The sequence below is a fragment of the Pseudonocardia sp. Ae150A_Ps1 genome (genome assembly GCF_001932315.1).
Lineage (GTDB): Bacteria > Actinomycetota > Actinomycetes > Mycobacteriales > Pseudonocardiaceae > Pseudonocardia.
On record NZ_MCIJ01000001.1, the window covers coordinates 4,008,920 to 4,034,181 of the forward strand.

Annotated in this window: 26 protein-coding genes and 1 pseudogene; 18 read left to right on the top strand and 9 right to left on the bottom strand. The window is 74.7% G+C overall.

All coding sequences use genetic code 11. From position 1 onward, the window contains the following. Both Ae150APs1_RS18755 and Ae150APs1_RS18760 read left to right on the top strand, forming a co-directional pair. The gene (locus Ae150APs1_RS18755; RefSeq protein WP_083680230.1) at positions 1–1,239 is read left to right on the top strand and encodes an MFS transporter; all 1,239 of its coding nucleotides are present in this window, start codon (positions 1–3) and stop codon (positions 1,237–1,239) included. Between the two features lie 244 nt (positions 1,240–1,483). Then, positions 1,484–2,998 carry a family 16 glycosylhydrolase gene (locus Ae150APs1_RS18760; protein WP_139316977.1) on the top strand — a complete coding sequence of 505 codons (1,515 nt, stop codon included), beginning with the start codon at positions 1,484–1,486 and terminating at the stop codon, positions 2,996–2,998. Between the two features lie 44 nt (positions 2,999–3,042). Here Ae150APs1_RS18760 and Ae150APs1_RS18765 read toward each other — a convergent pair whose 3' ends face one another. Then, entirely contained in the window at positions 3,043–3,393 is a 351-nt protein-coding gene (locus Ae150APs1_RS18765; RefSeq protein ID WP_010244001.1) for a tetratricopeptide repeat protein, read from the bottom strand. A gap of 81 nt (positions 3,394–3,474) precedes the next feature. Next, positions 3,475–4,293 carry an NAD(P)H-binding protein gene (locus tag Ae150APs1_RS18770; RefSeq protein ID WP_075299304.1) on the bottom strand — a complete coding sequence of 273 codons (819 nt, stop codon included), beginning with the start codon at positions 4,291–4,293 and terminating at the stop codon, positions 3,475–3,477. A 98-nt stretch (positions 4,294–4,391) separates the two neighbouring features. On the opposite strand from Ae150APs1_RS18770, the gene Ae150APs1_RS18775 reads away from it, so the two are divergent. Further along, entirely contained in the window at positions 4,392–4,781 is a 390-nt protein-coding gene (locus Ae150APs1_RS18775; RefSeq protein WP_075299306.1) for a helix-turn-helix domain-containing protein, read from the top strand. Between the two features lie 88 nt (positions 4,782–4,869). After that, positions 4,870–6,222, top strand: coding sequence for a glycosyltransferase family 2 protein (locus tag Ae150APs1_RS18780; RefSeq protein WP_170918107.1), 1,353 nt, complete (start codon positions 4,870–4,872; stop codon positions 6,220–6,222). Between the two features lie 51 nt (positions 6,223–6,273). Here the strand turns inward: Ae150APs1_RS18780 and Ae150APs1_RS18785 are convergent, their stop codons facing one another. After that, positions 6,274–7,419: an acyl-CoA dehydrogenase family protein gene (locus tag Ae150APs1_RS18785; protein ID WP_075299310.1), complete on the bottom strand. Its 1,146-nt coding sequence runs from the start codon at positions 7,417–7,419 to the stop codon at positions 6,274–6,276. A gap of 13 nt (positions 7,420–7,432) precedes the next feature. Further along, complete coding sequence (locus Ae150APs1_RS18790) at positions 7,433–8,146, bottom strand: GntR family transcriptional regulator (RefSeq protein ID WP_249266394.1); 714 nt, start codon at positions 8,144–8,146, stop codon at positions 7,433–7,435. Between the two features lie 59 nt (positions 8,147–8,205). Between Ae150APs1_RS18790 and Ae150APs1_RS18795 the strand changes: the two genes are divergently transcribed. Together Ae150APs1_RS18795 and Ae150APs1_RS18800 are read left to right on the top strand one after the other, a co-directional pair. Continuing rightward, complete coding sequence (locus Ae150APs1_RS18795) at positions 8,206–9,759, top strand: AMP-binding protein (RefSeq protein WP_075299312.1); 1,554 nt, start codon at positions 8,206–8,208, stop codon at positions 9,757–9,759. Positions 9,760–9,819: 60 nt separating this feature from the next. After that, on the top strand, positions 9,820–10,236 hold the full coding sequence (locus Ae150APs1_RS18800; RefSeq protein ID WP_075299314.1) for a hypothetical protein: 417 nt from the start codon (positions 9,820–9,822) through the stop codon (positions 10,234–10,236). On the opposite strand, the gene Ae150APs1_RS18805 is transcribed toward Ae150APs1_RS18800, so the two are convergent. Beyond that, positions 10,221–10,508 carry a DUF1540 domain-containing protein gene (locus Ae150APs1_RS18805; protein ID WP_029239296.1) on the bottom strand — a complete coding sequence of 96 codons (288 nt, stop codon included), beginning with the start codon at positions 10,506–10,508 and terminating at the stop codon, positions 10,221–10,223. The genes Ae150APs1_RS18800 and Ae150APs1_RS18805 overlap by 16 nt on opposite strands. Positions 10,509–10,754: 246 nt before the next feature. Here Ae150APs1_RS18805 and Ae150APs1_RS18810 point away from each other — a divergent pair, with 246 nt between their 5' ends. Then, positions 10,755–11,561: an SGNH/GDSL hydrolase family protein gene (locus tag Ae150APs1_RS18810; protein WP_010226347.1), complete on the top strand. Its 807-nt coding sequence runs from the start codon at positions 10,755–10,757 to the stop codon at positions 11,559–11,561. Positions 11,562–11,568: 7 nt separating this feature from the next. Here Ae150APs1_RS18810 and bla read toward each other — a convergent pair whose 3' ends face one another. After that, on the bottom strand, positions 11,569–12,477 hold the full coding sequence (gene bla, locus Ae150APs1_RS18815; RefSeq protein ID WP_075299316.1) for a class A beta-lactamase: 909 nt from the start codon (positions 12,475–12,477) through the stop codon (positions 11,569–11,571). Positions 12,478–12,570: 93 nt separating this feature from the next. On the opposite strand from bla, the gene Ae150APs1_RS18820 reads away from it, so the two are divergent. From Ae150APs1_RS18820 to Ae150APs1_RS34355, 3 genes and pseudogenes are all read left to right on the top strand, one after another. Further along, entirely contained in the window at positions 12,571–13,455 is an 885-nt protein-coding gene (locus Ae150APs1_RS18820) for a LysR family transcriptional regulator (RefSeq protein WP_075299318.1), read from the top strand. A gap of 128 nt (positions 13,456–13,583) precedes the next feature. Further along, positions 13,584–13,826: pseudogene (locus Ae150APs1_RS34350) on the top strand (serine hydrolase); the annotation flags it as partial. A gap of 143 nt (positions 13,827–13,969) precedes the next feature. Continuing rightward, positions 13,970–14,344 (top strand): serine hydrolase, encoded by a 375-nt coding sequence (locus Ae150APs1_RS34355; RefSeq protein ID WP_254849433.1) that lies wholly within the window; start codon positions 13,970–13,972, stop codon positions 14,342–14,344. Positions 14,345–14,427: 83 nt separating this feature from the next. Here the strand turns inward: Ae150APs1_RS34355 and Ae150APs1_RS18830 are convergent, their stop codons facing one another. Further along, positions 14,428–15,657, bottom strand: a complete 1,230-nt coding sequence (locus Ae150APs1_RS18830; protein WP_075299320.1) for an amidohydrolase — start codon at positions 15,655–15,657, stop codon at positions 14,428–14,430. 113 nt (positions 15,658–15,770) lie between these two features. Between Ae150APs1_RS18830 and Ae150APs1_RS18835 the strand changes: the two genes are divergently transcribed. The 8 genes from Ae150APs1_RS18835 to Ae150APs1_RS18870 all read left to right on the top strand — a co-directional run bounded on the left by Ae150APs1_RS18835 (position 15,771) and on the right by Ae150APs1_RS18870 (position 23,245). Beyond that, the gene (locus Ae150APs1_RS18835; protein WP_075299322.1) at positions 15,771–16,871 is read left to right on the top strand and encodes a hypothetical protein; all 1,101 of its coding nucleotides are present in this window, start codon (positions 15,771–15,773) and stop codon (positions 16,869–16,871) included. Positions 16,872–16,926: 55 nt separating this feature from the next. After that, complete coding sequence (locus Ae150APs1_RS18840) at positions 16,927–17,772, top strand: 3-hydroxybutyryl-CoA dehydrogenase (protein ID WP_075299325.1); 846 nt, start codon at positions 16,927–16,929, stop codon at positions 17,770–17,772. Positions 17,773–17,895: 123 nt separating this feature from the next. Beyond that, positions 17,896–20,043, top strand: coding sequence for a molybdopterin-dependent oxidoreductase (locus Ae150APs1_RS18845; RefSeq protein WP_075299327.1), 2,148 nt, complete (start codon positions 17,896–17,898; stop codon positions 20,041–20,043). A gap of 39 nt (positions 20,044–20,082) precedes the next feature. Next, positions 20,083–20,397 carry a ferredoxin gene (gene fdxA, locus Ae150APs1_RS18850; protein WP_075299328.1) on the top strand — a complete coding sequence of 105 codons (315 nt, stop codon included), beginning with the start codon at positions 20,083–20,085 and terminating at the stop codon, positions 20,395–20,397. Beyond that, positions 20,394–21,368, top strand: a complete 975-nt coding sequence (locus Ae150APs1_RS18855; RefSeq protein WP_075299329.1) for an NAD(P)/FAD-dependent oxidoreductase — start codon at positions 20,394–20,396, stop codon at positions 21,366–21,368. Before fdxA ends, Ae150APs1_RS18855 begins: the two co-directional genes overlap by 4 nt. Positions 21,369–21,378: 10 nt before the next feature. After that, entirely contained in the window at positions 21,379–21,816 is a 438-nt protein-coding gene (locus tag Ae150APs1_RS18860) for a CBS domain-containing protein (protein ID WP_075299330.1), read from the top strand. Positions 21,817–21,871: 55 nt separating this feature from the next. Then, positions 21,872–22,813, top strand: a complete 942-nt coding sequence (locus Ae150APs1_RS18865) for a helix-turn-helix domain-containing protein (protein WP_075299331.1) — start codon at positions 21,872–21,874, stop codon at positions 22,811–22,813. Between the two features lie 99 nt (positions 22,814–22,912). Further along, positions 22,913–23,245, top strand: coding sequence for a GYD domain-containing protein (locus Ae150APs1_RS18870; protein ID WP_075299332.1), 333 nt, complete (start codon positions 22,913–22,915; stop codon positions 23,243–23,245). Positions 23,246–23,260: 15 nt separating this feature from the next. Here the strand turns inward: Ae150APs1_RS18870 and Ae150APs1_RS18875 are convergent, their stop codons facing one another. Then, a complete protein-coding gene (locus Ae150APs1_RS18875) occupies positions 23,261–24,136 on the bottom strand; it encodes an alpha/beta hydrolase (protein ID WP_075299333.1) in 876 nt (291 codons plus the stop codon). Continuing rightward, positions 24,133–25,209 carry a tartrate dehydrogenase gene (locus Ae150APs1_RS18880; protein WP_075299334.1) on the bottom strand — a complete coding sequence of 359 codons (1,077 nt, stop codon included), beginning with the start codon at positions 25,207–25,209 and terminating at the stop codon, positions 24,133–24,135. Before Ae150APs1_RS18880 ends, Ae150APs1_RS18875 begins: the two co-directional genes overlap by 4 nt. Positions 25,210–25,262: the final 53 nt, after the last annotated feature.

Genomic DNA, 25,262 nt, shown 5'->3' on the forward strand with positions numbered 1-25,262 from the left:
GTGGTCGAGCAGGACGACCGGGTCCCCGCCGTACCCGCCCGGCGGGAGTCGCTGCCGCGCGAGATCCACGTCCTGGCCGCCGCGGCCTTCATGATCGCCGTCGGGTTCGGGCTGGTCGCGCCGGTGCTGCCCGCGTTCGTCCGCTCGTTCGACGTCGGGATCACGGCGGCCTCCGCGGTGATCAGCGTGTTCGCGTTCTCCCGGCTGGTCTTCGCCCCGCTGGCCGGCTCGGTCGTGGGCCGCCTCGGTGAGCTGCCGGTGTTCGTGTGGGGTCTGGCCGTGGTCGCCGTGACGACGGCGGGGCTGGCCTTCGCCACGGCGTACTGGCAGCTGATCGCGTTCCGGCTCGTCGCCGGGATCGGGTCGACGATGTTCACGATCTCGGCGGTGTCGCTGCTGGTCCGGATCGCGCCCCCGCACCTGCGCGGACGGGCCACCGGCGTGTGGGCGACCGGGTTCCTGCTCGGCAACATCGGCGGCCCGCTGCTGGGCGGGACGCTCGCCGCGATCGACGTCCGGGCCCCGTTCCTGGTCTACGCCGGACTGCTCGTGCTGGTCCTCGCGGTGTGCGGACGGATGCTGCGCCGTCCCGCGCGGGCCGGTACGGACGACGGCGACGGGGCCGCCGACGGCGGACCGGTCCCGGCCGCCCGGTTCTCCGGGGCGCTGCGGCACCGCGCGTACCGGGCGTCGCTGATCGGGAACTTCGCGAACGGCTGGGCGGTCTTCGGTGTCCGGGTGGCGCTCGTGCCGTTGATGGTGGTCGAGACGCTCGGCCGGGAGGACGCGTTCGGCGGGGTCGCGCTGTCGGTCTTCGCCGTCGGGAACGCGGCGACCCTGCTGCTCGCCGGTCGGGTCGCCGACCGAGCGGGCCGCCGACCGCCGCTGATCGCCGGGCTCGTGGTGTCCGGGCTCGCGACCGCGGTGCTCGGCTACGTGTCGGCGCCGTGGCTGTTCCTGGTCCTGTCCCTCGTCGCGGGTCTGGGCAGCGGTCTGGTGAACCCGCCGCTGAACGCGTCGGTCGCGGACGTCATCGGGGAACGGGCGAGCGGAGGTCCGGTGCTCGCGGGGTTCCAGATGGCGGCCGATCTCGGCGCGATCGCCGGCCCGCTGGTCGCCGGGGCCCTCGCGGAGGGACTCGGGTACGGGCCCGCCTTCGCGCTGACGGGTGCGTTGTCCCTGGTGGCGGCCGTCGTGTGGTGGCGGGCGCCGGAGACCCTGCCGGGCCGCCGCGGCTGAGCCCGGGCCGTCGTCGCCACCCGGACGCGGGGCACCTCGTGCCTCTCCCGCGTCACCCCGGTCACCGGGTGCCCGCCCGTCCCGCGCCCGCTGCCGCATCGTCACCGCGGGACCCGGAGCGGGGGACCCACGACCGGGTGGGCTCACCCCACCGACGGGTGGAACGCGTGGTTGTCGTGCACGGAACGCCTCTAACGTCCGCCATATCGGACAAGCCGGACACGGACGGGAGCGGATCGGAGCCATGAGACGCGGACTGGCGCGACGCACGGTGATCGGCGCGACAACGGTCGTCACGGCGAGTGTTCTCGCCGTGTCCGGCGGTGGGCTCGCCCTCGCCGACGGGGTGAGTGGCGCGCCGCCTGCCACACCCCCCGTGTCCGGGGCCCCCGTCCCGGGCGCTCCGCCCGCGGCGGGCGCGGACACGCCGGACCCGGAGCCGGGCGGTCTCGGGCCGGTCCCCGCGTCGGGATCGGCACTGCGCTCGTCGTCGGGTACGGCGGAGGCCGACCCACCACCGGGCCAGGGCAGCGGCCCCCCGGGGGACACGGGGCCCGGCTCCCGGGCGGTGCCGGGCCCGGAGGAGCCGGAGCCCGGGGGCGACCCGGCCGGTGGCCCGGGGCAGGGTCCGGCCCGCGCGGCCGAACCGGTGGACCCGGCGGATCCGGCCCCCGCGGCGGACCCGGCCGATCCGGCGGGCCCGGCAGGCCCGGCGGAGGAACCGGCGGGCGCCCCGCTCGAGCGGCCCACAGGTCCGGCGGAGCGGCCCGGCGGTCCGGCGGACGAGCCCGCGGACCCCGCTGATCCTGCGAAGGACCCGGCCGCTCCGGCCGCTCCGGCCGAGGAGCCCTCCGGTCCGGGCGCGGGTCCCGCGGGTCAGGGGGAGGACCCCGGGGATCCGGCCGCAGAGCCCGCGGACCCGGCGGCGGGGCCCGCGGAGGACCCGGCCGGGACCCCGGCCGAGGACCCCGCGGCGGAGCCCGCCGAGGACCCCGCCGACGGACCCGACCCGTCCGCGCGGCCCGCCGACCAGAGCGTCCCGAAGCCCGGCGCACCGACCGCCGCCGAGCGGTTCGGCTGGGGGACCCCGTTGCCGGCGTCCGACGAGTTCGACTACACCGGGCGGCCCGACCCGGAGCGGTGGAACCACCCCGGCGAGTGCTGGCCGGGGCACGACGGCAACGGCGGCCGCTGCCTCAGCCGCTCCACCGTCGACGGGGAGAAGCTCGTCCAGACCGGGCTGCGCAACGGCGACTCGGCGTGGATCTCCTCGAAGTTCAACCAGCAGTACGGCCGCTGGGAGGTGCGCGTCCGCTCCGAGGCCAACGGCCCGGACAACGGCAGGCAGTACCACCCGCTGCTGATCATCTGGCCGCAGTCGGACCGGTGGCCCCAGGACGGCGAGTACGACTTCCTGGAGAACGGTGCCCCCGGCGAGCAGTGCGCCGAGGCGTTCATCCACTACCCGCACGGCCGCGGTGCGATCCAGCAGGAGTTCGTCCGCGAGACCGACTGCGGGGAGCCGCTCTCGGAGTGGCACAACGTCGCGGTCGAGTGGACCCCGGACCACATCAAGGGCTTCATCGACGGCGAGGAGTGGTTCAGCTTCTCCGGCGGGGCGCAGGCCGGCCGGCGCGCCATCCAGGACATGCCCAGCGGGCACCTGACGATCCAGCTCGACAACTTCTTCGGCGGCGACATGCAGCCGGCGACCTACGAGGTCGACTGGGTCCGCATCTACGACCTCGACGACGACTGACCGGCCGGGCGGCACCGGGTCGTCCCGGTGCCGCCCTGGCGGGGTCAGTCCGCGGTGACCCCGAGCGCGCCGGCCAGCCGCAGGTGCGGCGCGGCGTCGTCGTGCCGGGACCGCCGCTGCAGGGTGCGCCCCAGCAGCAGGTGGGCGTACCCGTCGGACGGGACGCGCTCCACCAGCTCACGCAGCTCCGACTCGGCGCGTCCGAGCTGGGCCGAGTGGTAGTACGCCCGGGCCAGCAGCAGCCGGACCGCATCCGCGCCGGGCTCCTCGGTGGCCAGGTCCGCGAGGATCCGGGCGGCCCCGACGTGGTCGCCGGAGTCGAACAGGTAGCTCGCGCGCTCCCACCGGTCGGCCGGAGCCGTGACCTCGTCCAGGGTCCAGGGCAGGAAGTTCATCGCTCGGCCTCCTTCGGCGTCGTGGAAGTTGATACATCAACCACAACCGGGGTGCGGCCGTCCTTGTTCCCGGACCGGTGGTCAGGACCGGTCGAGCGCCGCCCGCACGACCTCGCGGATGCCGGTGGCCGGGCGACCCAGCAGCCCGTCCAGGTCGTCCGACGGCTCGGAGAACAGGCCCGACGACACCAGCGACCCGAGGAACGCGTGGTCACCGGCCTCCTCCGGCGTCGGTCCCCGGTGGACGACCGGCGTCCCCGACTCCTCGCCGATCACCGCGGCGAGCTCGTCGAAGGTCCACAGCGGCCCGCGCAGCTCGTACGAGCGGCCGGTGTGGCCGTCGGAGGTCAGTACCGCGGCGGCGGCCCGGGCCAGGTCGTCGATCGTGGCGGTGTTGAGCGCCCGGCCCTCGTCCGCGGCGACCGTGGCGCCGGTCGCGACGGCGTCCCGGTTCACGAACAGATCGGTGTAGAAGGTGTTGCGCAGCAGCGTCACCGGCAGGCCGGAGTCGCGCAGCAGGGCCTCGGTCGTCGTGTGGTCGGCGAGGAACCCGGGGGCGCCGCCCTCGGCGTCCGCCGCGATCGCGCTGGTGTACACGACCTGCCCGGCGCCCGCCTCGGCCGCCGCGCGCACCACGTTGCCGTGCTGGCGTGCGCGCACGCCGGGTGTCACGTCGGAACCGGACACGAACAGCAGCCGGTCGGCGCCGGTGAAGGCCTCCTTCAGGGAGGCCGGGTCCTCGTAGTCGCCCCGGCGCACGACGACGCCGGCCGCGGCCAGGTCCGTCACCGAGGCGGGGTCGCGCACCAGCACGGCGATCCCCTCGGCGGGCACGGTCTCCAGCAGGGCCCGTACCGCCGCGCGGCCCAGCCGCCCGCTCGCTCCGGTCACCACGATCATCGTCGTTCCTCCTCGTTCGCGATCCCTGTCGTACCCACGATGTGTGCTCTACTTACGAAAAGTAAGTACTCACCTTCGGGTAAGCACGGGAGGCGGATGTGAGCACGCAGGTCGGGACCGTCGAGTGGTTCGGGCCGGGTGACGCGTTCGACAGCGACTGCCCGGCACGCACGGTGCTCGACCACGTGACGTCCAAGTGGGCGGTGCTCGTGCTCGTCGCTCTCTCCCGGGAGGACCTCCGGTTCTCCGCTCTGCGCCGCACCATCGGCGGGGTCAGCGAGAAGATGCTGGCCCAGACCCTGCGCACCCTGGAGGCCGACGGCTTCGTGCACCGCGAGGTGGCCCCCACCTCGCCGCCCCAGGTCGGCTACCGGCTCACCGCGCTGGGCCGCGACGTCACCGGCCACCTCACCGGGCTGATCGGGTGGATCAACGAGCGGGTGCCCGACGTCGTCGTGGCGCGGTCGCGGGCGGCGGCCGGCCGGTGACCGCCGGCCGGGTGTGCTCCGCCACAGCGGACCTCCTCCCGGGGCACGTCTCAGCGTCGTCACAGCCGCGGTGAGCACCATGGTGTCCATGGCGACGAACCCGGACGGACCGACCTGGGTGGGCGAGCTGGACCGGCTCGCCCCCGCTGCCGACCTCGTGGTCGACCCGCGCTTCGGTGCCGCCCGGCTGCTGATCACCGTGGACGGGACCCCGCAGGACCAGGTGACCGTGCCGTTGCGGAACGGGCGGGCCACCGCGGCCGAGCTGGCGATGGCCATCGCGGCCCTACCGCCCGCCGGTGCGGTCGACCGGGCGCCGGTCGGGTCCGACCCGGTCACCGTGGTCGTCGCGACCCGCAACCGCCCCGAGTCCCTGGCCCGCTGCCTGCGCGCCGTGCTCGCCTCCGACCACCCCGCCCTCTCGGTCGTCGTCGTCGACAACGACCCCGACGACGAACGCACCCAGCAGGCCGTCACCGCCACCGGCTCACCCCGGGTCCGCTACGTCCGCGAACCCCGCCGCGGCGCCTCGGTCGGACGCAACCGCGGCCTCGCCGAGGCCCGCACCGACCTGGTCGCCTTCACCGACGACGACACCGAGGTCGACCCCGCCTGGGCCTCCCGCATCGCCGGCGCCTTCGCCGCCGACCCCGACCTGGCCTGCGTGTCGGGCCCCGTCCTCGCCGCCCGCCTGGGCAGCCCCGAGGAACGCGCCGCCGACACCGCCCTGGCCTGGAACAAGGGCTTCACCGCCCGCCGCTTCTCCCTGGCCGCACCCCCGCCGGACTCCCCGATCTTCCCGTTCGCCCCCGGCCTGCTCGGCATCGGCGCCAACCTCGCCGTGCGCGCCACCGCCGCCCGCTCGGTCGGCGGCTTCGACGAGGCCATGGGCCCGGGCACCCCCACCCACGGCGGCGAGGACGGCGAGTTCCTGGTCCGCATGATCCTGGCCGGGCACGTCCTGGGCTACCTGCCCGGCGCCTACCTGTGGCACCACCACCGCCCCGACCAGGAGGCCCTGCGCAAGCAGATGGAGGGTTACGCGGTCGGCCTGGGCAGCTTCCTGGCCAAGGTCGCACTGTCCCCGCAGGGCCGCTCCGCGGCCCTGCGCCGGCTGCCCGCCGCCGTCGCCCGGCTGCGCCACATCTCCGCCCGCGAGGCCGACGCGGGCGACGCCGTGCCCGAGGCCGGTGCCGCGCAGCGCGGTGCCCGGCTGGCCCGTGGCGGCTGGGCCTACCTGCGCCGCTCCCGCGAGGTGCGCCGGGCCGGCGGTGCGGTGCCGCCGATGCTGCCCCCGCGACGGGCGAGCACGGTCCCCGCGCACGTCCGGCGCGCGGCCCGGGAGGCCGCGCAGACGTCCGGGACGGTGAGTGGCTTCCCGCCGCCGCCGCCGCAGCCCGGTCCCGGTGACACCGCGCGGCGCCAGCCGCTCTCGGCCTGACCGCCGGCCCCGGGCGGGCGGGCGCGACGGCCCGCCCGGGACCGGTGCCCGTCAGAGGCCGTAGGTCTTGCCGATGATGTCGCGCTGGATCTCGCTGGTGCCGCCGTACACGGTGGACACCACGCTCTGGCGCAGCAGCCGCTCCATGCCGTACTCGGTGGCGTAGCCGTAGCCGCCGAGCATCTGCATGCCCTCCAGGGAGAGGTGCTTGGCGAGTTCGGTGGCCTTCAGCTTGGCCATCGACGCCTCCCGCGGGAACAGCGCGCCCGGCTCGGCCTCGTCGATCGTCCGCGCGGTGTCGTGCACCAGCAGCTTCGTCGCCGCCAGCTCGGTGGCGTTGTCGGCGATCCGGTGCCGCAGGGCCTGGAAGCTGCCGACCGGCCGGCCGAACTGCTTCCGCTCCTTCACGTAGGCGACGGTGTCGTCGAACGCCCGGCGGGCCAGCCCCAGCATCAGCCCGGCGAGGATCATCCGCTCCAGGTTCAGCCCGGCCATCAGCTGCTTCCAGCCCTGGCCCTCGGCGCCGACGACGGCGTCGGCGGGCAGCTCGCACCCGTCGAAGTAGAGGTCGTTGACCTCCTTGCCGCCCATCGTGTCGATGCCGTGGACGCTCAGGCCCGCGGCACCGGCCGGCACGACGAACATCGTCAGGCCGTCGTGCTTGCCGCCCTCGGTGGAGGTCCGCGCGACGAGCAGGATGTGCGAGGCGATGTGCGCGTTGGAGCACCAGGTCTTCTGGCCGTCGATGCGCCAGCCGTTCTCCGTCTTCGTGGCCCTGCACTTCAGGCCGCCGACGTCGGAGCCGGCCTCGGGCTCGGACATGGAGATCGACAGCACGTCGCCGCGGCACATGCCGCCGAGCAGCTCCTGCTTCTGGGCCTCGGTGTCGAACTTCTCGATCGCGGCCGCGGTGATGATCGTCGTGCCGAACCCGGAGATCGGGGCCTGGCCGTAGGCGGTCTCCTCCAGGAAGACCAGCAGCTCGCGCATGCCCTGCCCGGCGCCGCCGTACTCCTCGGGGGCGGCGATGCCGAGCCAGCCGAGGTCGGCCATCTTCCGGTAGACCTCCTCGGAGTGCGGGTGCCTCCCGTGGTCGGTGAGCTCGTCGCGGCGTTCCTTCGAGCCGATCTCGCGACGGCAGAACTCGCCGATCGCGGTGGCCAGGTCGGCCTGGTCCTCGGTCAGGGTGACGGGCATCGGTGCCCCCTCCTCAGTCGGTCGTCCACATTCCGATGGTGTCCAGATGGGCCAGCAGCAGGTCCCGGCCGTCGAGCACGTGCCGGCGCATGGCCGACCGGGCGGCTTCCGGGTCGGCGGCGCCGAGGGCGTCGAGCAGCTCGCTGTGGGCCCGCAGCGCACCGGTGCGCCAGGCGGGCGAGCCGGTGTAGAAGTGCGCCGGCAGGTAGTGCGACGAGCGCCCCACCAGCCAGGCGAGCTTGCGCGACGACGCCAGCCGGTTGATCTCGGCGTGCAGCCGGTGCTCGGCGGAGACGAGCGGCTCGAGGTCCTCCGGGCCGGCGTCGTCCGGCATCCGCCCGCACAGCTCGGAGACCCGGCCGGCCAGCGTGCGCAGGTCGTCGAGATCGGCCGGGCCGAGCCGACCCGCGGCCCGGGCGGCCAGCGTCCCGGTCAGGTCGGCCTGCACCTCGAACAGGTCGGCGACGTCGCCCCGGGTCAGCTCGGCCACGACGAAGCCACGGCGCGGGACCGCGAGCACCATGTCCTCGGCCCGCAGCGACTGCAGGGCCTCGCGGACCGGGGTGTGGCTGACGCCCAGCTCGGCGGCGATCCGGTCCATCCGCAGGAAGGTGCCCGGGCGCAGCTCGCCGGACAGGATGCGGTCCCGCAGGACGAGCGCGATCCGGTCGGGAAGTTGCGGCGCACGTCCCGGCGAGGTGTCGGGCGCGAGATCCGGCAGGAGCACTCCACTATCATATACGGTTGTTCGAAACCCTGTGCCGACGACGATCGAGGGAGACCGACGTGCCTGGTCAGACGAGTGTTGCCACCGACTTCCGGCTCACCGACATCCTCGCCGACCCCGGCCGCGCACATCTGCCAGCCGTGACGGTCGACGGTGCCGAGACGACCTACGGCGAGCTCGACCGGCGGGCCGGGCTGGCCGGTGCGGCGTTGCGCGACCTCGGGCTCGGCGTGGGGGACCGGGTCGTCTGGATCGGAAAGAACCGGCCCGAGTTCCTGGAGCTCCTGCTCGGCGCGCCCCGGATCGGGGCGGTCTCGGTGCCGCTGAACACCCGCCTCACCGAGTCCGACCTGCACGCGCTCGTCGCCGACGCCGACGCGGGGCTCGTCGTCCTCGGCCCCGAGTTCGCGGGACTGCGTGCGGACCTCGGTGGCCGCCGGGTGCTCGTCGTCGGGGAGGACTACGCGGACTGGCGGGACGCGCCGGACGCGCCGCTGCCGCCGTCGGTGCCGGAGGGGACGACCGTCGACGACCCGGTCCTGCAGCTCTACACCTCGGGCACCACCGGGCTGCCGAAGGGCGTGCTGCTGGCCCACCGGCAGTTCTCCGCGCTGCTGCTCGCGGCCGGGCACTGGTCGATCGACACCACCTCGACCGCCCTGGTCGCGATGCCGCTGTTCCACATCGGCGGGGTCGGCTACGCGCTGGTCTGCTTGGCCGCGGGGTCCCGGCTGGTGCTGGTCGCCGACATCGTCCCGGACGCGCTGCTCGATACGATGTCCGGCGAGCGGGTCACCAACGCGTTCCTCGTCCCGGCGGTGCTCCAGATGCTGGTCGCGGTGCCCGGCGCCGCGGACCGCGACTGGTCGGCGCTGAGCTCGGTCGCCTACGGCGCCTCACCGATCACGGCCGGAGCGCTGCGGAAGGTCGTCGAGACGTTCCGCGCCCCGCTGTTCCAGGTCTACGGCGCCACCGAGACGACCGGGGCCATCACCCAGCTCGATCCCGGCGACCACGACCCGGACGGGCCGCGGGCGCACCTGATGCGCTCGGCCGGGCGGGCCTACCCGTGGGTGGAGCTGACCGTCGTCGACCCGGCGACCGGTGAGCAGCTCGAGGCCGGCCGGGTCGGGGAGGTGCGGATCCGGTCCGACCAGGTCACGTCCGGCTACTGGCGGCGGCCCGAGGAGACCGCGACCGCGCTGGGCGACGACGGCCGGCTCCGCACCGGTGACGCCGGCTACCTGGATGCCGACGGCTTCCTGTTCCTGACCGACCGGATCAAGGACATGATCGTGACCGGCGCCGAGAACGTCTATCCGATCGAGGTCGAGAACGTCCTGTCCGAGCACCCGGACATCGCCGACGTCGCCGTCATCGGGGTGCCGGACGAGCGCTGGGGCGAGGCGGTGAAGGCGGTCGTCGTGCCGCGTGACGGGGCCACGATCGACCCGGACGCGCTGCTCGACTGGATGCGACCGCTGATCGCCGGCTACAAGCGCCCGCGCTCGGTGGACGTCGTGGAGGCCCTCCCGCGGAACCCGAGCGGGAAGATTCTCAAGCGCGAGCTGCGCGCGCCCTACTGGGCCGGAGTGGGCAGGACCATCGGCTGATCCCTTCACCTCACCGTTATCTACGGTTAGCCTGACCTGAACAGCGGTCAGGGAGGGCTCATGTCACTGCGCCTGCCGGCCGGCAGCATCACGGTGCTGCTCGGGCCGTCCGTGCAGCGCCGACGGATGATGAACCGGCTCGACGACGCGTCCGGGCGGTCCGCCGACGGTCACGACGCCGTCGTCCGGCGCCTGGGCGCACGCGTGGCGGAGCCGGTCGCGGACCGGCTGGCCGCGGTCGAGGTGGTCCGGACCGGGGTCACCGCGATGGTCCTCGCCGACCGCCTGACCGACGGCCTCGGTGCGCACGACCGCAGCGCGGTCCTGGCCGCGCTGCGGGAGGTCGCCGCCGGCGGGGTGGCCGTCCTCGTCGACGACATCGACCCCGTGGCGGCCCTCGCCGTCGCCGATGGCGCGCTGCGCGTCGACGAGCGTGGCGAGGTGCGTGCGGAGGAGCTGACCTACCTGGCCTCGTAGGTCAGGCAGTCGGCGGCGTCGGCACCCTGACCGATGTTCACCGACGAGGCGGTGCACTCGAGCTTCTCGTTGTAGCGGCAGTCCGAGCGGTGGCACGCGCCGACGAGGCCGTTGCCGTTGCCGCCGCGGAACGAGATCTCGACGAAGGTGCCGCAGTGGGCGTGGTCACCGGAGATCGTGATCGCTCCCGCGCCGCAGTGCGAGTCGGAGTTGTAGGAGCAGCTGGTCGCGGAACACTGCTGCACCTGGGGCATGTCCTGAGCGGTGGTCATGGGGCGCAGCGTGGCGGTGTCGGCTGCGGCGCACCAGCCAACGCAGGCTCGCCTGACCCGCGGTGCGGTCCGCCTCAGTTCGCCGCCCGAGCTGTGGAAACATGCCCGGAAACCTCGCGTTCATATGATGCGAGTCACAGAAACTGGCATCCGTTCGAGTGATGTGGGTCAGCACCGGGCCGGGTGATCCACCGGAGCGGTGGACGGGCATGCTCGTGCCCGTCCGCACGCGACCTGGAGGGATCCGTGGAGAGCGACCTGATGACCCGGTTGATCCGGTACGCCGATCTCACGGCGTGGCCTGCGTTCGCGGCGTTCGGGGTGCAGGAGGAGGAGATCGACCGCGTCCTCGCCTCCACGGCGGGCCTCGACCCGTCCGCCGTGTCCGGGGTGCGCGACGCCCTGGCCGGCCGGGTCCGGGCCGCCGCCGGTGCGCTGATCGGCGAACGCCCGGTCGCCGCCGGACTGCACCGGATGGCGCTGCGCCCCGGGGAGCGGGTCGTGGTCGTCGGTGACTCGATCTCGGCCGACCGGCTGAGCTGGGCCCGGCTGCTGGCCGAGCTGGTGCCGATGGCCGAGCCGGAGGCCTCCGTCGAGGTCCTGGCGCTGTCCGGGCGCACGAGCTCCGAGGCGCTCGCGCTCGGCCCGGTGCTGGTGTCCCGGGTCCCGACGCGGGTGCTGGTCATGCTGGGTACGAACGACGTCCGCCGGGAGGGGGCGACCACCGGCATCCGGATGGTCTCGGCGACCGAGACCGCCCGGAACCTGCGGGCGCTGCGCCTGCTGCTCGAGACCGAGGCCGGCTCGCGGGTGCGGTTCGTCGTGCCGCCGCCGGTGGATCCGGCCCGCGTCGGGCTCACCCGGGAGCTGACGGGGGAGTGGTGGGACGCCGCCGACCTGCCCGAGCTCGTCGCGATGGTGCGCGACGTCGACCCCGACGCCGTCGACCTGAGCCGGCTCCCGGCGCGCCCGGACTTCTGGGAGGACGACGGCCTGCACCCCAGCCCGATCGGTCAGGTCGCCATCCTGCGGGCGGTGCTCTCCGCGATCTGAGCGGGCGTCACCCGCGCAGCGCCGCCAGCGCCGCCCGGGTCGCCGAGGCCACGGCCGCCGCGCCGCGGTCGTCGTCCGGTGCGGCGGGGTCGGCCGGGACCGTGAACACCGTCAGCAGCACCGGGGCGCCCTGCGGCGGGAACAGCACCCCCGCGTCGTTCTTCTCCCCGAGCGGCCCGCTGCCGGTCTTGTCCCCGACCTGCCAGCCGTCCGGCACACCGGCCCGGATCTGCTCGTCGCCGGTGGTGTTCGCGCGCAGCCAGCCCACCAGGCGGTCCCGCTGGGCGGACGGCAGCACGTCACCGGTGGTCAGTGCGCGCAGGGTCGCCGCCAGTGCGGCCGGGGTGCTGGTGTCGCGGTCGCCGTCGACGTCGTTGAGCGCCGTCTCGTACCGGTCGGCGCGGGTGACGCCGTCGCCGGTGGAGCGGAGCCACGCCGTCAGGTCGGCGGGGGAACCGACCTCGCGCAGGAGCAGGTTGTGCGCGGTGTTGTCGGAGACCGTCACGGCGGCCTCGCACAGCTGCGCCACCGACAGTCCCGAGTCCACGTGCCGGAACGTGACCGGCGCGTACTCCAGCAGGTCGGCGCGGCCCCAGCGGACCGGGCGGTCCAGCAGGGCCGGGTCGGCCACCGACCGGTGCAGCACGAACCCTGCCATCAGCGCCTTGACCACCGAGCACATCAGGAACCGCTCGCCGTCGCGGTGGCCTGCGGTGGTGCCGGTGCCGGTGCCGGAGTCGAGTACGTGTACCCCGATCCGGCGGCCGAACTCGCGCTCCACCCCGTCCATCGCGGGGATCGGGCGCGGTGCCGGCGCGGCGGGGGCCACCGGTGCGGTGGGCGCGGAACAGCCGAGGAGTGCGCCACCGAGACCGGCGGCGCCGGCGAGCAGCAGGGAGCGGCGGGAGAGCGTCATGGCGCCAGACCAGCAGAGCGCACGCCATATCGCGAATATGCTCGTACGGCGTGTGCCATATCGAATGAATATGAGGCGAGGTGACGATCTCCGGTGGACCTGCTGCGGCACCTGGCCTTCTTCGTGACGGTCGCCGAGGAGCGGCACTTCGGGCGTGCCGCCGCACGCCTGGACATGGCGCAGCCGCCGCTGTCCCAGGGCGTGCGACGGCTGGAGGGCAGGCTCGGCGTCGTCCTGTTCGACCGCGGGCCCGGCGGGGTCGCCCTGACCACCGCCGGGCGGGACCTGCTGCCCCGGGCCCGTGCCCTGCTGGAGGACGCCGACGCGTTCGGCCGCGCCGCCGACCGGCACGCCGAGGCGGCGCAGGTGCTGCGGATCGGTGTCGTCGGTGACCTGGGCGCACGGGCGTCGGCGGAGCTCGCCGCGCGGGCCGGTGCCGCTGCGGGGCGCCGGGCGGTGCTGACCGCCGGGCCGACCGTGACGCTGGTGGACGCGGTGTCGGTCGGGACGCTCGACGTCGCCGTCGTCGCGCACCCGGCGGTGCTGGAGTCGGCGCGGGCCGGTCCCGTCGTCGCCCTGCCCACCGACGTCCTGGTGCCGGCCGGCCATCCCGCCGCGGCCGGTGCGGGGCCGGTCGTGCTGCGCACGCTGCGTGCCCTCGACCTGGCGACCGCCCCGCGGGTGCACGCCCCGGCGGCGCACGACCTGCTGCTCGACACGCTGGAGACCCGCGGGCGTCCGGTCCGGGCGGCGGACGCGGCGGGCCAGGCCGAGGCGCTCGCGCTGGTCGCGACCGGCACCGCGTTCGCGCTCACCCCGGACCGGACGCTGGCCGCCGCCGGGGTGGCCCGCCGGCCCGCGGCCGGGGAGCCCGTGCCGTTCCGGGTGCGGGTGGTGCACCGCGACGACACCCCGGACGGCGTCGTCGACGCGCTCGCCGCCGTGCTGCGTGAGGTGGCCCGGGCGGCGGGCCCGTGACCGCGGCCGCCGAGGTCCGCGCGGTGTTCCGGGACGCAGGCGTGCGGGGCTGGCTGCACGCACGTCCGGTCACGTCCGACGGCTCCGGCCCGGGTGAGGTGGCCGTCGGGGCGGACGTCCCGGTGGTGATGGCCTCGGTCTACAAGCTGCTCGTGCTCGTCGGGTACTGCCGCGCGGTCGACGAGGGCCGGCTCGACCCGCGGGAACCGGTCGTCGTCCCGCCGGGGCGGACGCCGGGCGCGACCGGGATCTCGGCGCTCGCCGACCCGGTGACGATGAGCAGGCGCGACCTGGTGACCTCGATGATCACCGTCTCGGACAACGCGGCCGCCGACGTCGTGCACGCCGCGGTCGGGCGGGACCGGGTCGCCGCCCTGCCCGCCGAGCTGGGCCTGACCGGCACCCGGATCCGGGGCGGCACCGCGGAGGTCTCGCCGGGCTCGTCGCCGACACCGGGACCGACGACGTCGCGGCCGCCTTCGCCGTCCTCGCCGACAACGACGTCCCGGCACAGGTGCGGGCGCTCAACCCGGTCTTCGGGTCCTCGACCACCGCGGCCGACGCGACGGCGCTGCTGGCGCGACTGTGGCGCGGCGAGCTGGCGTCGGACGCGGGGACCGCGTTCGCCCGGCAGGTCCTCTCGGCCCAGATCTGGCCGCACCGGCTGCGGGCGGGGTTCCCGGCGACCGCCGCGGTCGCGGGGAAGACCGGCACGGTCGGCGCCGTCCGCAACGAGGTCGGGGTGGTGACCTACCCGGGCGAGCACCCGGTCGCCGTCGCGGTGTTCACCCACGCCGCCCGCAGCGACGCGGCAGTCCCCCGGGCCGACGCGGCCATCGGCGCGGCCGCCCGGACGGCGGTGAACGCGGTCCGCGCACCGGCCCTCTGAGTGCCCAGGCGAACGCTCACCGGTTGCGGCCGCGCTCGCCCGATCGTGCGAGCGACCCCGGAACCCGTGAGCGCCGGAATCCTCTAGGCGGACGGCGGGAGCCAGGCGCGGGCGGCGGCGGTCAGGGCGGCGACTCCGGTGGACAGCGTCGGCTCGATCACCGGGGCGTAGCGCGGGGAGTGGTTCGACGGCAGCTCCGCGACCCGCTCCCGGATGTCGTCGACGCTCGTGCAGTGCGCGAACTCCGTGGGGTCCGCCCCGCCGAGCAGCCAGTACGCGCACGGTACGCCCGCCGCGACCGCGAACCGGCCGACGTCCTCGCTGCCGGTGACCGGCCCCGGGTCGACGACCGGGAGCGCGGTCGCGGTCGTCAGCGCGTGCCGGGTGCGCTCGACGGCGTCGGCGTCGTTGACCACCGGCGGGAACGACTCGAGGACCCGGATGTCCGGGTCCCGCGGCGACCCGGACGCGGCGGACTCGCCGCGCGCGATCCGCTCGATCGCGCCGAGCACCCGCGTCCGGACGGCCGGGGTGTAGGACCGCACGGTCAGCCCGAGCTCCGCCGAGTCTCCGATGACGTTCTCCTTCGTCCCGGCCCGCAGCATGCCGACGGTGAGCACCGCCGTCTCGGTCGCCGGGACCTCCCGCGAGACCACGGCGTGCAGACGCTGCACCGTCGACGCGGCCAGCAGGACCGGGTCGACGGTCGTCTCCGGGCGGGAACCGTGGCCGCCCGAGCCGTGCAGGGTCACGCGCACGGTGTCGCTCCCCGCGAACGCCGGGCCCGGGGTGATCGCGAGGACGCCCGCGGGCAGCGGGGCGACGTGCTGGCCGAGCACGACGTCCGGTGTCCCGAACCGCTCGAAGAGGCCGTCGTCGAGCATCGCGTCGGCCCCGGCGCCGAACTCCTCGGCCGGCTGGAACACCACCAGCAGCGTCCCCGACCAGGTGTCGCGTGTGGACGCGAGCTCGGCGGCGGCCCCGGCCAGGCAGGTGACGTGCACGTCGTGCCCGCAGGCGTGCGCGACGGCGGTCTCCTCCCCGTCGCGGCCGGTGCCCCGCGCGGTGCTCGCGTAGTCCAGGCCGGTGTCCTCGGCGACCGGGAGCGCGTCCATGTCGGCCCGCAGCAGGGCGGTCGGCCCGTCGCCGTTGCGCAGGACGCCGACCACCCCGGTCCGGCCTACGCCCTCGGTGACCTCGAACCCGGCGGCGCGCAGCCGGTCGGCGGCGATGCCTGCGGTACGGGTCTCGGCGAACGACAGCTCGGGATGGCGGTGCAGGTCTCGGTAGAGGTCGGCGAGGTCGGTGCTCACGTGCGCCGAACCTAGTCCGGGACGCCCGGTGCGGCACCCGCGCACCGATGCGCACGCGCTACGTTCATCGGACGTTCCGGACAGCTGCCGTCCGGGTGCACGGGGGAGCCATTATGCCGATCAGCCGCCGCGCCCTGCTGGGTGCCGCCGCCGTCCTGCTCGGGACGACCGCCTGCTCGGCGGAGGCCGACAACCGGATCACCGGCCGTCCCGTGCAGCCGGAGCCGGTCGATCCGGACGACCCGGCGGGCCCGCTGTTCGAGCGGCTCCGGTCCGCACCGGAGAGCTGGTCGCTGTACCTGGACGACGGCCGCGGGACCGTCGTCAAGCACCGCGCCACGACGGTGCGCCCGATCGCGGCCGCGGGCGCGGTCGTGCCCCTCGCCGCCTACGCCCGCGCCGTCGCCGCCGGGTTCCCGGCCGACGCGCCGGTCCCGGTGGCGGAGTGGGACCGCTGGTACGTACCCGGCACCGACCGCGACGCGCACCGCAACGCGCTCACCGCGCTCGGCGCCGGACCGCAGAGCAGCGTGGACTGGGACGACGTGGTCCGCGCCCTGACCGCGCACGGTGACCCCGCCGCCGCCGACCTGCTGCGCGAGACGCTCGGTGACGACCCACTGACCGAGGCCGCCGCGGCCGGCGGCCTGCCCGGCCACGACCTGCCCTGCCACGCCGGCGAGACGCTGCTGGCGACCCGTGGCCGGGTGCCGGACCCGGCGACCCGGCGGGCCGACGCGCTCGCCGCCGGCCGGGCGTACGCGTCGTCGCCGGAGCAGCGCTCCGCCGTGGCGGCGGCGGCCCGGGCCGCCGCCTCCGCGGTCCCCGGTGACCGCGAGTTCTGGGCGGGGTCACCGGGCGGCACCGCCCGGGGCCTGGCGTCCCTGCACCGGGCGTGCGCCGCCGACGACCTCGGCGTGCCCGGTGCCGGAGCGGTCGCCCGCCGGCACCTGGAGGGTGCCCGGCCCGCGCGGCTGCCAGCGGGCGTCGCGGCCGTCGGGATCACCGACGGCGACCTGCCCGGCGTCTGCAGCACCGCGCTCGCCACACGCAACGACGACGGCACGGTCGCGTCCGCCGCGCTCGTGCTGACCGGGCTCGACGAGCCCACCCGGCAGGACTTCCGGGACAGCGGCGTCGTCACGTTCGCCGCGTTCCGCGGGACGTTCTCCGAGCAGGTGCGGGACCGGCTCGCCGGGGTCGCCCTCGGCTGAGGCGCCCGGCCGTGATGGGGTCGGGACGGACGCGGTGTCGACACGAGGAGTGACAGTGGAACGGGTAGGGGTCGTCGGCTGCGGTCAGATGGGGTCCGGCATCGCGGAGGTCGCCGCGCGGGCCGGGTACGACGTCCGCGTCGTCGAGACGTCGCCGGCCGCGGTGCAGGCCGGTGTCGAGCGGCTGGAGTCGTCGCTGCGGCGGGCCGAGAAGCGCGGCCGGATCGAGTCCGCGGACGCCCTGCTGGAGCGGCTGGAGGTCGTCGAGGGGCTGGACGCGCTGGCCGACCGCGAGCTCGTCGTCGAGGCGATCGCCGAGGACGAGGAGATCAAGACGGGCGTCTTCCGGGAGCTGGACCGGGTCGTCACCGACCCGGGCGCGATCCTGGCGTCCAACACGTCCTCCATCCCGATCATGAAGCTGGCGGTCGCGACGTCGCGCCCCGACCAGGTCGTCGGGATCCACTTCTTCAACCCGGTGCCGGTGCTGTCGCTGGTCGAGCTGGTGCCGAGCCTGATGACGTCGGACGGCACGCTCGCCGGCGCCCGTTCCTTCGTCGAGGAGGGGCTGGGCAAGAAGGCGATCGACTGCCAGGACCGGGCCGGGTTCGTGGTCAACGCCCTGCTGGTGCCGTTCCTGCTCTCGGCGATCCGGATGATGGAGTCCGGGTTCGCCACCGCGGAGGACATCGACGAGGGTCTGGTCCGCGGGTGTGCGCACCCGCAGGGCCCGCTGGCGCTGTCCGACCTGATCGGGCTGGACACGGTGAAGGCCGTCGCGGAGTCGATGTACGCCGAGTTCAAGGAGCCGCTGTACGCGCCGCCGCCGCTGCTGGCCCGGATGGTCGAGGCGGGTCTGCTGGGCAAGAAGGCCGGCCGGGGGTTCCACACCTACGCCTGAGCGGTACCGGGGGGTACTGCACCCGCCGACAAGGGCTCTGCCCGCAACGCCAAGACCCGGACCCGGTCCGGCAGCCAGTCTCGTGGACGACGCGCCATCCACCACGAGGCCGGAGGTACTGCCATGACCGCGACGTTCGACCCGACCGCGACGACGGTGGTCCGGGCAGCCTGTCCCCAGGACTGCCCGGACACCTGCGCGATGCTGGTGACGGTCGACGGCGACGGCCGCGCCGTCGACGTCGCGGGGGACCCCGGGCACCCGTACACCAACGGCGGGCTCTGCGTGAAGGTGAACAACTACCTGGACCGGGTGTACGACCCCGGCCGGGTGCTGTTCCCGATGCGCCGCACCGGACCGAAGGGCAGCGGCCGCTTCGAGCGGATCACCTGGGACGACGCCGTCGCCGAGATCGCCACGCGGTTCCGGGCGATCGCCGACGAGCACGGCCCCGAGGCGATCATGCCGGTCAGCTACCTGGGCACCCAGGGCATCCTGAACGGGCTCAACGTCGGCGACCCGTTCTTCGCGAAGCTCGGCGCCACCGTCGCCGAGCGCACCTACTGCGACTCCGGCTCCTGCACCGCGTACGCGATGACGATCGGCGACACCGCCGGTGTCGATCCCGAGAGCCTCGTGCACTCGAAGTTCGTCCTGGTGTGGGCCTGCAACATCATGAGCACCAACCTGCACCTCTGGCCCTACATCGCGAAGGCGCGCAGGAACGGCGCGAAGGTCGTGGTCGTCGACCCGATCCGCTCCCGCACCGCGGCCGCCGCCGACCAGCACATCGCGATCCGGCCCGGCACGGACGGCGCGCTCGCCCTCGCCATGGCGCACGTGATCATCGTCGAGGGACTGACCGACCAGGACTACGTCGACCGCTACACGGTCGGTTTCCCCGAGTTCGCCGAGCGCGTCGAGCGCTACACGCCGGAGTGGGCCGAGACCGAGACCGGCGTCCCCGCCGAGACGATCCGGGTCCTGGCCCGCGAGTACGCGACCGCACAACCGTCGGTGATCCGGATCGGGGTCGCCGTCGAGCGCCACGCCGGCGGCGGGCAGACCGTGCGCGCGCTGTCCTGCCTGCCCGGCCTGGTCGGGGCGTGGCGCAGGCCCGGCGGCGGCATCCTGCAGCTGCCGCTCTGGGCGTTCCCGGTGAACTGGGGCGCCTTCATGCACCCGGAGATGCTCACCCCGGGCACCCGGGTGGTGAACCAGTACCGGCTCGGTGCCGCGCTCGCCGGTGACCTCCCCGCCGGCCCGCCGATCCGGGGGCTGATGGTCTACAACTCGAACCCGGTCGTCACCACCCCGGACCAGGACCGGCTGATCGAGGGGCTCCGCAGCGAGGACCTCTTCACGGTCGTGTCCGAGCAGTTCATGACCGACACCGCGGAGTACGCCGACATCGTCCTGCCCGCCACGACGCAGCTCGAGCAGGACGACATCATGTTCTCCTGGGGCCACCTCTACGTGACCTACAACCACCGCTCGATCGACCCGATCGGCGAGGCGGTCCCCAACACCGAGCTGTTCCGGCGGCTCGCCGCGGCGATGGGTTTCGACGACCCGGTGTTCCGGCGCACCGACGCCGAGATGATCGCCGAGGCGTTCGACTGGTCCCACCCGCACATGGAGGGGATCACCGTCGGGTCGTTGCAGGAGCGCGGCTGGCAGCGGCTCTCCGTGGCCCCGCCCGACGCCTACGCCCCGCACGCCGAGGGCGGCTTCCCGACGCCGTCGGGCAAGGTCGAGTTCGTGTCCGCTGCCGCCGCGGGCGGCAACTTCGTCGTCCCGCTGTTCCGGCAGGGCAGCAACGACCACCAGCCCGGCCAGCCGGTCGACCCGCTGCCGCACTACATCCCGCCGCGCGAGTCCGCCGCCGCCGACCCGGAGCTCGCCGCCCGCTACCCGCTGAACCTGCTGACCCCGAAGTCGCACGCGTTCCTGAACTCCAGTTTCGGCAGCCACGAGTTCCACCGCCGGGTGGCCGACGAGCACAGCCTGGTCGTGCACCCCGACGATGCCGCCTCCCGCGGGATCACCGACGGCGCCCCGGTGCGGGTGTTCAACGACCGCGGGGAGTTCACCGTCGTCGCGTCGTTGCAGGACACCGTGCCCCGCGGGGTCGTGGTCAGCCCGATGGGCGGCTGGCGGAAGAACTCCAAGGCCGGCTCCACGCTCGCCGCCGTCAACCTCACCGTGTTCGGCGACCTGGGCAACGCGCCCACGTTCTCGGACACGCTCGTCGAGGTCGAGATCGCCTGAGTCCGGCCCCGCCGCACCCCCTCCGGAGAGGAGACCCCCGTGGCGTACGTCGTCACCGAGGCCTGCATCGACGTCCAGGACCGCGCCTGCATGGAGGAGTGCCCGGTCGACTGCATCTACCCGGGCGACCGGATGATGTACATCCATCCCGACGAGTGCGTCGACTGCGGCAAGTGCATGCCGGCCTGCCCCAGCGAGGCGATCCACTGGGAGTACAAGGTCCCCGCCGAGCAGGCGGCGTTCGTCGAGGCCAACGTGGTCTTCGTGCGCTCGCACGGCCTGACCGGCGGCGGCGAGGACGCCGACCCGGTCGGGGAGGACCACCCGCTGGTCGCGGAGCGGAGGCCCCGGTGAGCCGGGACCTGCAGGCCGATCTCGTCGTCGTCGGCGCGGGACCGGCCGGGCTGTACGCCACCTACTACGCCGGGTTCCGCGGCCTGTCCGTCGTCGTGGTCGACGCGCTCGACCAGCTGGGCGGGCAGATGTCGGTGCTCTACCCGGAGAAGCCGGTGTTCGACGTCGCCGGCTTCCCCCGGGTACGGGCCCAGGACCTGGTCGACTCGCTCGTCGAGCAGGCCGCGCCCGGCGGGCCGACCTACCTGCTCGGGCACGACGCCACGCAGCTCGAACAGCTCCCGGACGGCGTCGCCGTCACCACCGACCGGGGCACCCGGATCCGGGCCGGGGCGCTGCTGATCACCGGTGGGATGGGGCGGTTCACCCCGCGCCCGCTCCCCGCGGGCGACGAGTACGCCGGACGCGGCCTGCGCTACGCCGTGCCGCGTCCGGCCGAGCTCGCCGGGAAGGACGTCCTCGTGGTCGGGGGCGGTGACTCGGCCGTCGACTGGGCCCTGTGCCTGGAACCCGTCGCGTCCTCGGTCACGCTCGTGCACCGCCGCGACGCGTTCCGCGCGCACGAGCGCAGCGTGACCGACCTGCGGGCGTCCGGGGTACGGATCCTGACCCCGTACGAGGTGCTCGACGTGCGCGGCGGCGACCGCGTCGCCGAGGTCGACCTGCGGGGCCCGGACGGTGTGCTGACCCTGCCCACCGACGAGATCGTCGCCGCGCTCGGGTTCAGGGCGGACCTGACGGCCCTGTCGTCCTGGGGGATCGGGCTGAACCGGCGGAACATCGCCGTCGACCGGTCGATGCGGACGAACCTGCCCCGGGTGTTCGCCGCCGGTGACATCACCGACTTCGACGGCAAGGTGCGGCTGATCTCGGTCGGGTTCGGGGAGGCGGCGCTGGCCGTCAACAACCTCGTCCCGCTGGTCCGGCCCGGCCTGCCGGTCGTCCCCGGTCACTCCAGCGACGCCGCCTGAGAGGACCCGGATGACCACCGCACCCGCCACGGGCCGTGCCGGCGCCGCGCCGGTGGACGTCGCCGGGGCGATGCTCCGGTTCCCGAGGACGTGCTCCCGCACGACCACGGTGCACCAGGCCCGGGAGGCGTTCCGGAACGACCACGTGCACGCCCTGCTCGTCGTCGATCGCGGGACGCTGCTCGCCGTGGTCGAGCGCGGCGACCTCATCGGCCGGCCGCCCGCGGCACCGGTGCGGTGGCTCGGGACGACCCGGGGCCGCACGGCCGCTCCCGGGACACCGCTCGGGGACGCCCGGGACGCGATGCGCGCGGCGCGGCGGCGCCGCCTCGCCGTCGTCGTCGACGACGACGGCCGGCTGCTCGGGTTGTTGTGCCTCAAGCGTTCCGGCGCGGGCTTCTGCTCCGACGCCGGCGTGCGGGCCCGGGCCGCCGACCGGCACCGGTGATCGACAGCGAACGTCCGGGCAATGCGCGCGTGACCTGCGCGTGTCACGCTGCGGTATGGCCCTGGTCACGATCGACACCACCACCGTGGCCGAGTGCGACCGCCTGGACTTCTGGCGGTCCACCGTCTGCGACCAGTTCGTCGCGCTCGACGTGCGGCCGGCCGGGCGCGGCCTCGTCGCGGGCCGGGTGACGGCCGCGACCGTCGCCGACACCCACGTCCGTCGTATCTCGTCGGTGCCGCACCGGTTCGTGCGCACCGAGCGGCAGGTACGCGCCGCCGACGAGGGCTACCTGCAGATCGCGCTGGCCCGCCGTGGCCGGACGCTCGTCGTGCAGGACGGGCGGGAGACCGTGATCGGCCCGGGCGAGTTCGTGATCTACGACAGCAGCCGCCCGTTCAGCTTCGTGACCTCCGACAGCTTCGAGTACTCGGTGTGCCTGCACCCGAAGAGCCGGCTGCCGCTCTCCGCCGCGGAGATGTCCGCGGCCACCGCCGTCACCTTCGACGGCCGCCGCGGGGTCGGCGCGATGCTGCCGCCGCTGCTGTCGTCGCTGGACCGCGCCGTCGCCGACGACCTGCCCGTGGCGGGCCAGGACGCGGTCGCCCGCACGATCGGGGACCTGTTCGTCGCCCTGGTCCGGAGCCACGTCCCGGCCGCCGCACCGGAGAACCTGCACGTGGCACGCGCTCGTGGCCATATCCGGGGGAACCTCGCCGACCGGGACCTGTGCCCGGCCTCGGTGGCCGCGGCCTGCGCGATCTCGGTCAGCTACCTGCACAAGCTCTTCGCGGAGGAGGACACCTCCGTGGTCGGCGTGATCCGGGAGGAGCGTCTGCAGGGGGCCTGGGAGGACCTGCGCCGCCGCGAGCTGGCCCATCTCGGTGTCGGTGCGGTCGGCGCGCGGTGGGGAATGCCGGACCCGGCGGCGTTCAGCTGGGCGTTCCGCGCCCGCTTCGGCCGTTCCCCGAGCGCCCACCGGGCCGGCTCGACCTGACCCGGGGCGCCGGGCCCGCGCCGGATCCCCGCCCTGCCGATGGACGTCGCCCGGTCCCGATCCGACACTGGGCCGCCTACGTCCGGGCGGGAGGCACCGATGACGAAGTTCGCGCTGTTCTTCTCCTACACCCCCGAGACCTGGGGCAAGCTGATCGAGAACCCCGGTGACCGCACGGCGGCCGTGCGCGCACTGACCGAGTCGGTCGGCGGCGAGCTCACCGGCCTCTACTACATGCTGGGCGACGACGACGGGTTCGTCCTGTTCGACGCGCCGGACGTCCGCGCCGCCGGCGCGCTGTCCCTCGCGGTGAACAGCACGGGCGCGTTCTCGTCGCTGCGGACCTGCCGCCTGATCGAGGCCGGCGAGCTGGTGGACGTCCTCGGCACCGCGGGGGCGGCGCGGGCGGAGTACGTGCGGCCGGGCAGCTGACCGGGCCCCGGCCGCTCAGCCGAAGAACGCCGCCAGGTGCTCCGCGACGATCTCCGGCCGCTCCTCGGGCAGGTAGTGGTCGGCGTCGACCGGGATCCCGACGACGTCCCGCGCGTACTCCCGCCAGACGCCCGGCACGTCGTAGGTCCGCCCGACGAACGAGTGCGCACCCCAGAGTGCGAGCAGCGGCGCCTGCACGAGCCGGCCGGCGTCGGCGTCGTCGTGGGTGAGGTCGATCCCGGCGGCCGCCCGGTAGTCCGCACACGACGCCGCGATCGCCGCCGGGTCGGCGAAGCACCGCACGTACTCGGCGACGGCGGCCGGGTCGAACGGGGTCCCGCCGTGGTGCCGGGACCGCATCCGGGCGGTGATCCAGAACTCGGGGTCGTTGCCGATCAGCCGTTCCGGGATCCCGGCCGGCGCGGTCAGGAAGAACCAGTGCCAGTAGCCGTGCCCGAAGTCGGCGTCGGCGTGCCGCAGCGCGTGCCGGGTCGGGACGATGTCGAGCACCGCCAGGGCCGACACCGCTTCCGGTTCGTCGAGCGCGAGCCGGTGCGCGACCCGGCCGCCGCGGTCGTGCCCGGCGACCCCGAACCGGTCGAACCCGAGCGCGGCCATGACGGCGAGCTGGTCGCCCGCCATCGCGCGTTTCGCGTACGCCGCGTCGCCGGGACCCGGCGCGGGCCTGTCGCTGTCGCCGTACCCGCGCAGGTCGGTCGCCACGACGGTGAACCGCCCGGCCAGCCGCGGCGCGACGTCGTGCCAGATCAGGTGCGTCTGGGGGTAGCCGTGCAGCAGGAGGAGGGGCGGGCCGTCGCCGCCGACGGCCGCCCGGATCCGGACCCCGCCGGCGTCGACGTCGGTGGTCCGGAACGGCTCCGGCAGTCTCATCCGCGGACGGCCTCGGTGATCGCCGCGCCCAGCTCGGCGGTCGTGGCGGTGCCGCCGAGGTCGGGCGTCGTCGTCGCGCCGCCACGGCCGATCACGTCCTCGATCGCGGCCAGGACCGCGTCCGCGGCGGCCTGCTCACCGAGGTGCTCCAGCATCATCGAGGCGCACCAGATCTGGCCGACCGGGTTCGCGATCCCCTTGCCGGCGATGTCCGGTGCGGAGCCGTGCACCGGCTCGAACAGGCTGGGGAACGTGCGGTCCGGGTTGATGTTCGCGCTGGGGGCGACGCCGATCGTGCCGGTGCAGGCCGGGCCGAGGTCGGAGAGGATGTCGCCGAACAGGTTGCTGGCGACGACGACGTCGAACCGGTCCGGGTTCATCACGAACTGCGCCGTGAGGATGTCGATGTGGTACTTGTCCACGTCGACGTCCGGGTACTGCGCGGCCATCGCGGCGACCCGCTCGTCCCAGTACGGCATGGTGATCGCGATGCCGTTGCTCTTGGTCGCCGAGGTGAGGTGCCGGTCCGGGCGGCTGCGGGCCAGCTCGAACGCGTAGCGCAGCACCCGGTCGACGCCGGTGCGGGTCATGACGGTCTCCTGGATCACCGTCTCCCGGTCGGTGCCCTCGAACATCCGGCCGCCGACGCTGGAGTACTCGCCCTCGGTGTTCTCGCGGACGATCAGCATGTCGATGTCGCAGGGCGAGCGTCCGGCCAGCGGCGCGGCGGCGCCGGGCAGCAGGCGGGCCGGGCGCAGGTTGACGTACTGGTCGAAGCGGCGCCGGAACTGCAGCAGGCTGCCCCACAGCGACTCGTGGTCCGGGAGCACCTCGGGCCAGCCGACGGCGCCGAAGAACAGCGCGTCGAAGCCGCTCAGCTGCTCGAACCAGTCGGCGGGGAGCATCGTGCCGTGCTCGAGCCAGTAGTCGGCGCTCGCGAAGTCGAAGCCGGTCAGGTCCAGCCCGAACCCGAACCGCTCCGCGGCGGCCTCGAGCACGCGGACGCCCTCCGGGACGACCTCCTTGCCGATCCCGTCACCGGGGATGACGGCGATGCGGTGCGTGGCGGGCATGGAACTCCTCCTACGGCCGGGGCTGGTTCCTCCTAGCCTCTCCCGCGAACTCC

What these genes read in the sequence shown, in the direction of transcription:
- Ae150APs1_RS18760 (WP_139316977.1), top strand. Translation starts at nt 1,484, where the DNA reads ATGAGACGCGGACTGGCGCGACGCACGGTGATCGGCGCGACAACGGTC.
- Ae150APs1_RS18765 (WP_010244001.1), bottom strand. Translation starts at nt 3,393, where the DNA reads ATGAACTTCCTGCCCTGGACCCTGGACGAGGTCACGGCTCCGGCCGAC.
- Ae150APs1_RS18770 (WP_075299304.1), bottom strand. Translation starts at nt 4,293, where the DNA reads ATGATCGTGGTGACCGGAGCGAGCGGGCGGCTGGGCCGCGCGGCGGTA.
- Ae150APs1_RS18780 (WP_170918107.1), top strand. Translation starts at nt 4,870, where the DNA reads ATGGCGACGAACCCGGACGGACCGACCTGGGTGGGCGAGCTGGACCGG.
- Ae150APs1_RS18785 (WP_075299310.1), bottom strand. Translation starts at nt 7,419, where the DNA reads ATGCCCGTCACCCTGACCGAGGACCAGGCCGACCTGGCCACCGCGATC.
- Ae150APs1_RS18800 (WP_075299314.1), top strand. Translation starts at nt 9,820, where the DNA reads ATGTCACTGCGCCTGCCGGCCGGCAGCATCACGGTGCTGCTCGGGCCG.
- Ae150APs1_RS18805 (WP_029239296.1), bottom strand. Translation starts at nt 10,508, where the DNA reads ATGACCACCGCTCAGGACATGCCCCAGGTGCAGCAGTGTTCCGCGACC.
- bla (WP_075299316.1), bottom strand. Translation starts at nt 12,477, where the DNA reads ATGACGCTCTCCCGCCGCTCCCTGCTGCTCGCCGGCGCCGCCGGTCTC.
- Ae150APs1_RS18835 (WP_075299322.1), top strand. Translation starts at nt 15,771, where the DNA reads ATGCCGATCAGCCGCCGCGCCCTGCTGGGTGCCGCCGCCGTCCTGCTC.
- Ae150APs1_RS18845 (WP_075299327.1), top strand. Translation starts at nt 17,896, where the DNA reads ATGACCGCGACGTTCGACCCGACCGCGACGACGGTGGTCCGGGCAGCC.
- Ae150APs1_RS18860 (WP_075299330.1), top strand. Translation starts at nt 21,379, where the DNA reads ATGACCACCGCACCCGCCACGGGCCGTGCCGGCGCCGCGCCGGTGGAC.
- Ae150APs1_RS18865 (WP_075299331.1), top strand. Translation starts at nt 21,872, where the DNA reads ATGGCCCTGGTCACGATCGACACCACCACCGTGGCCGAGTGCGACCGC.
- Ae150APs1_RS18870 (WP_075299332.1), top strand. Translation starts at nt 22,913, where the DNA reads ATGACGAAGTTCGCGCTGTTCTTCTCCTACACCCCCGAGACCTGGGGC.
- Ae150APs1_RS18875 (WP_075299333.1), bottom strand. Translation starts at nt 24,136, where the DNA reads ATGAGACTGCCGGAGCCGTTCCGGACCACCGACGTCGACGCCGGCGGG.
- Ae150APs1_RS18880 (WP_075299334.1), bottom strand. Translation starts at nt 25,209, where the DNA reads ATGCCCGCCACGCACCGCATCGCCGTCATCCCCGGTGACGGGATCGGC.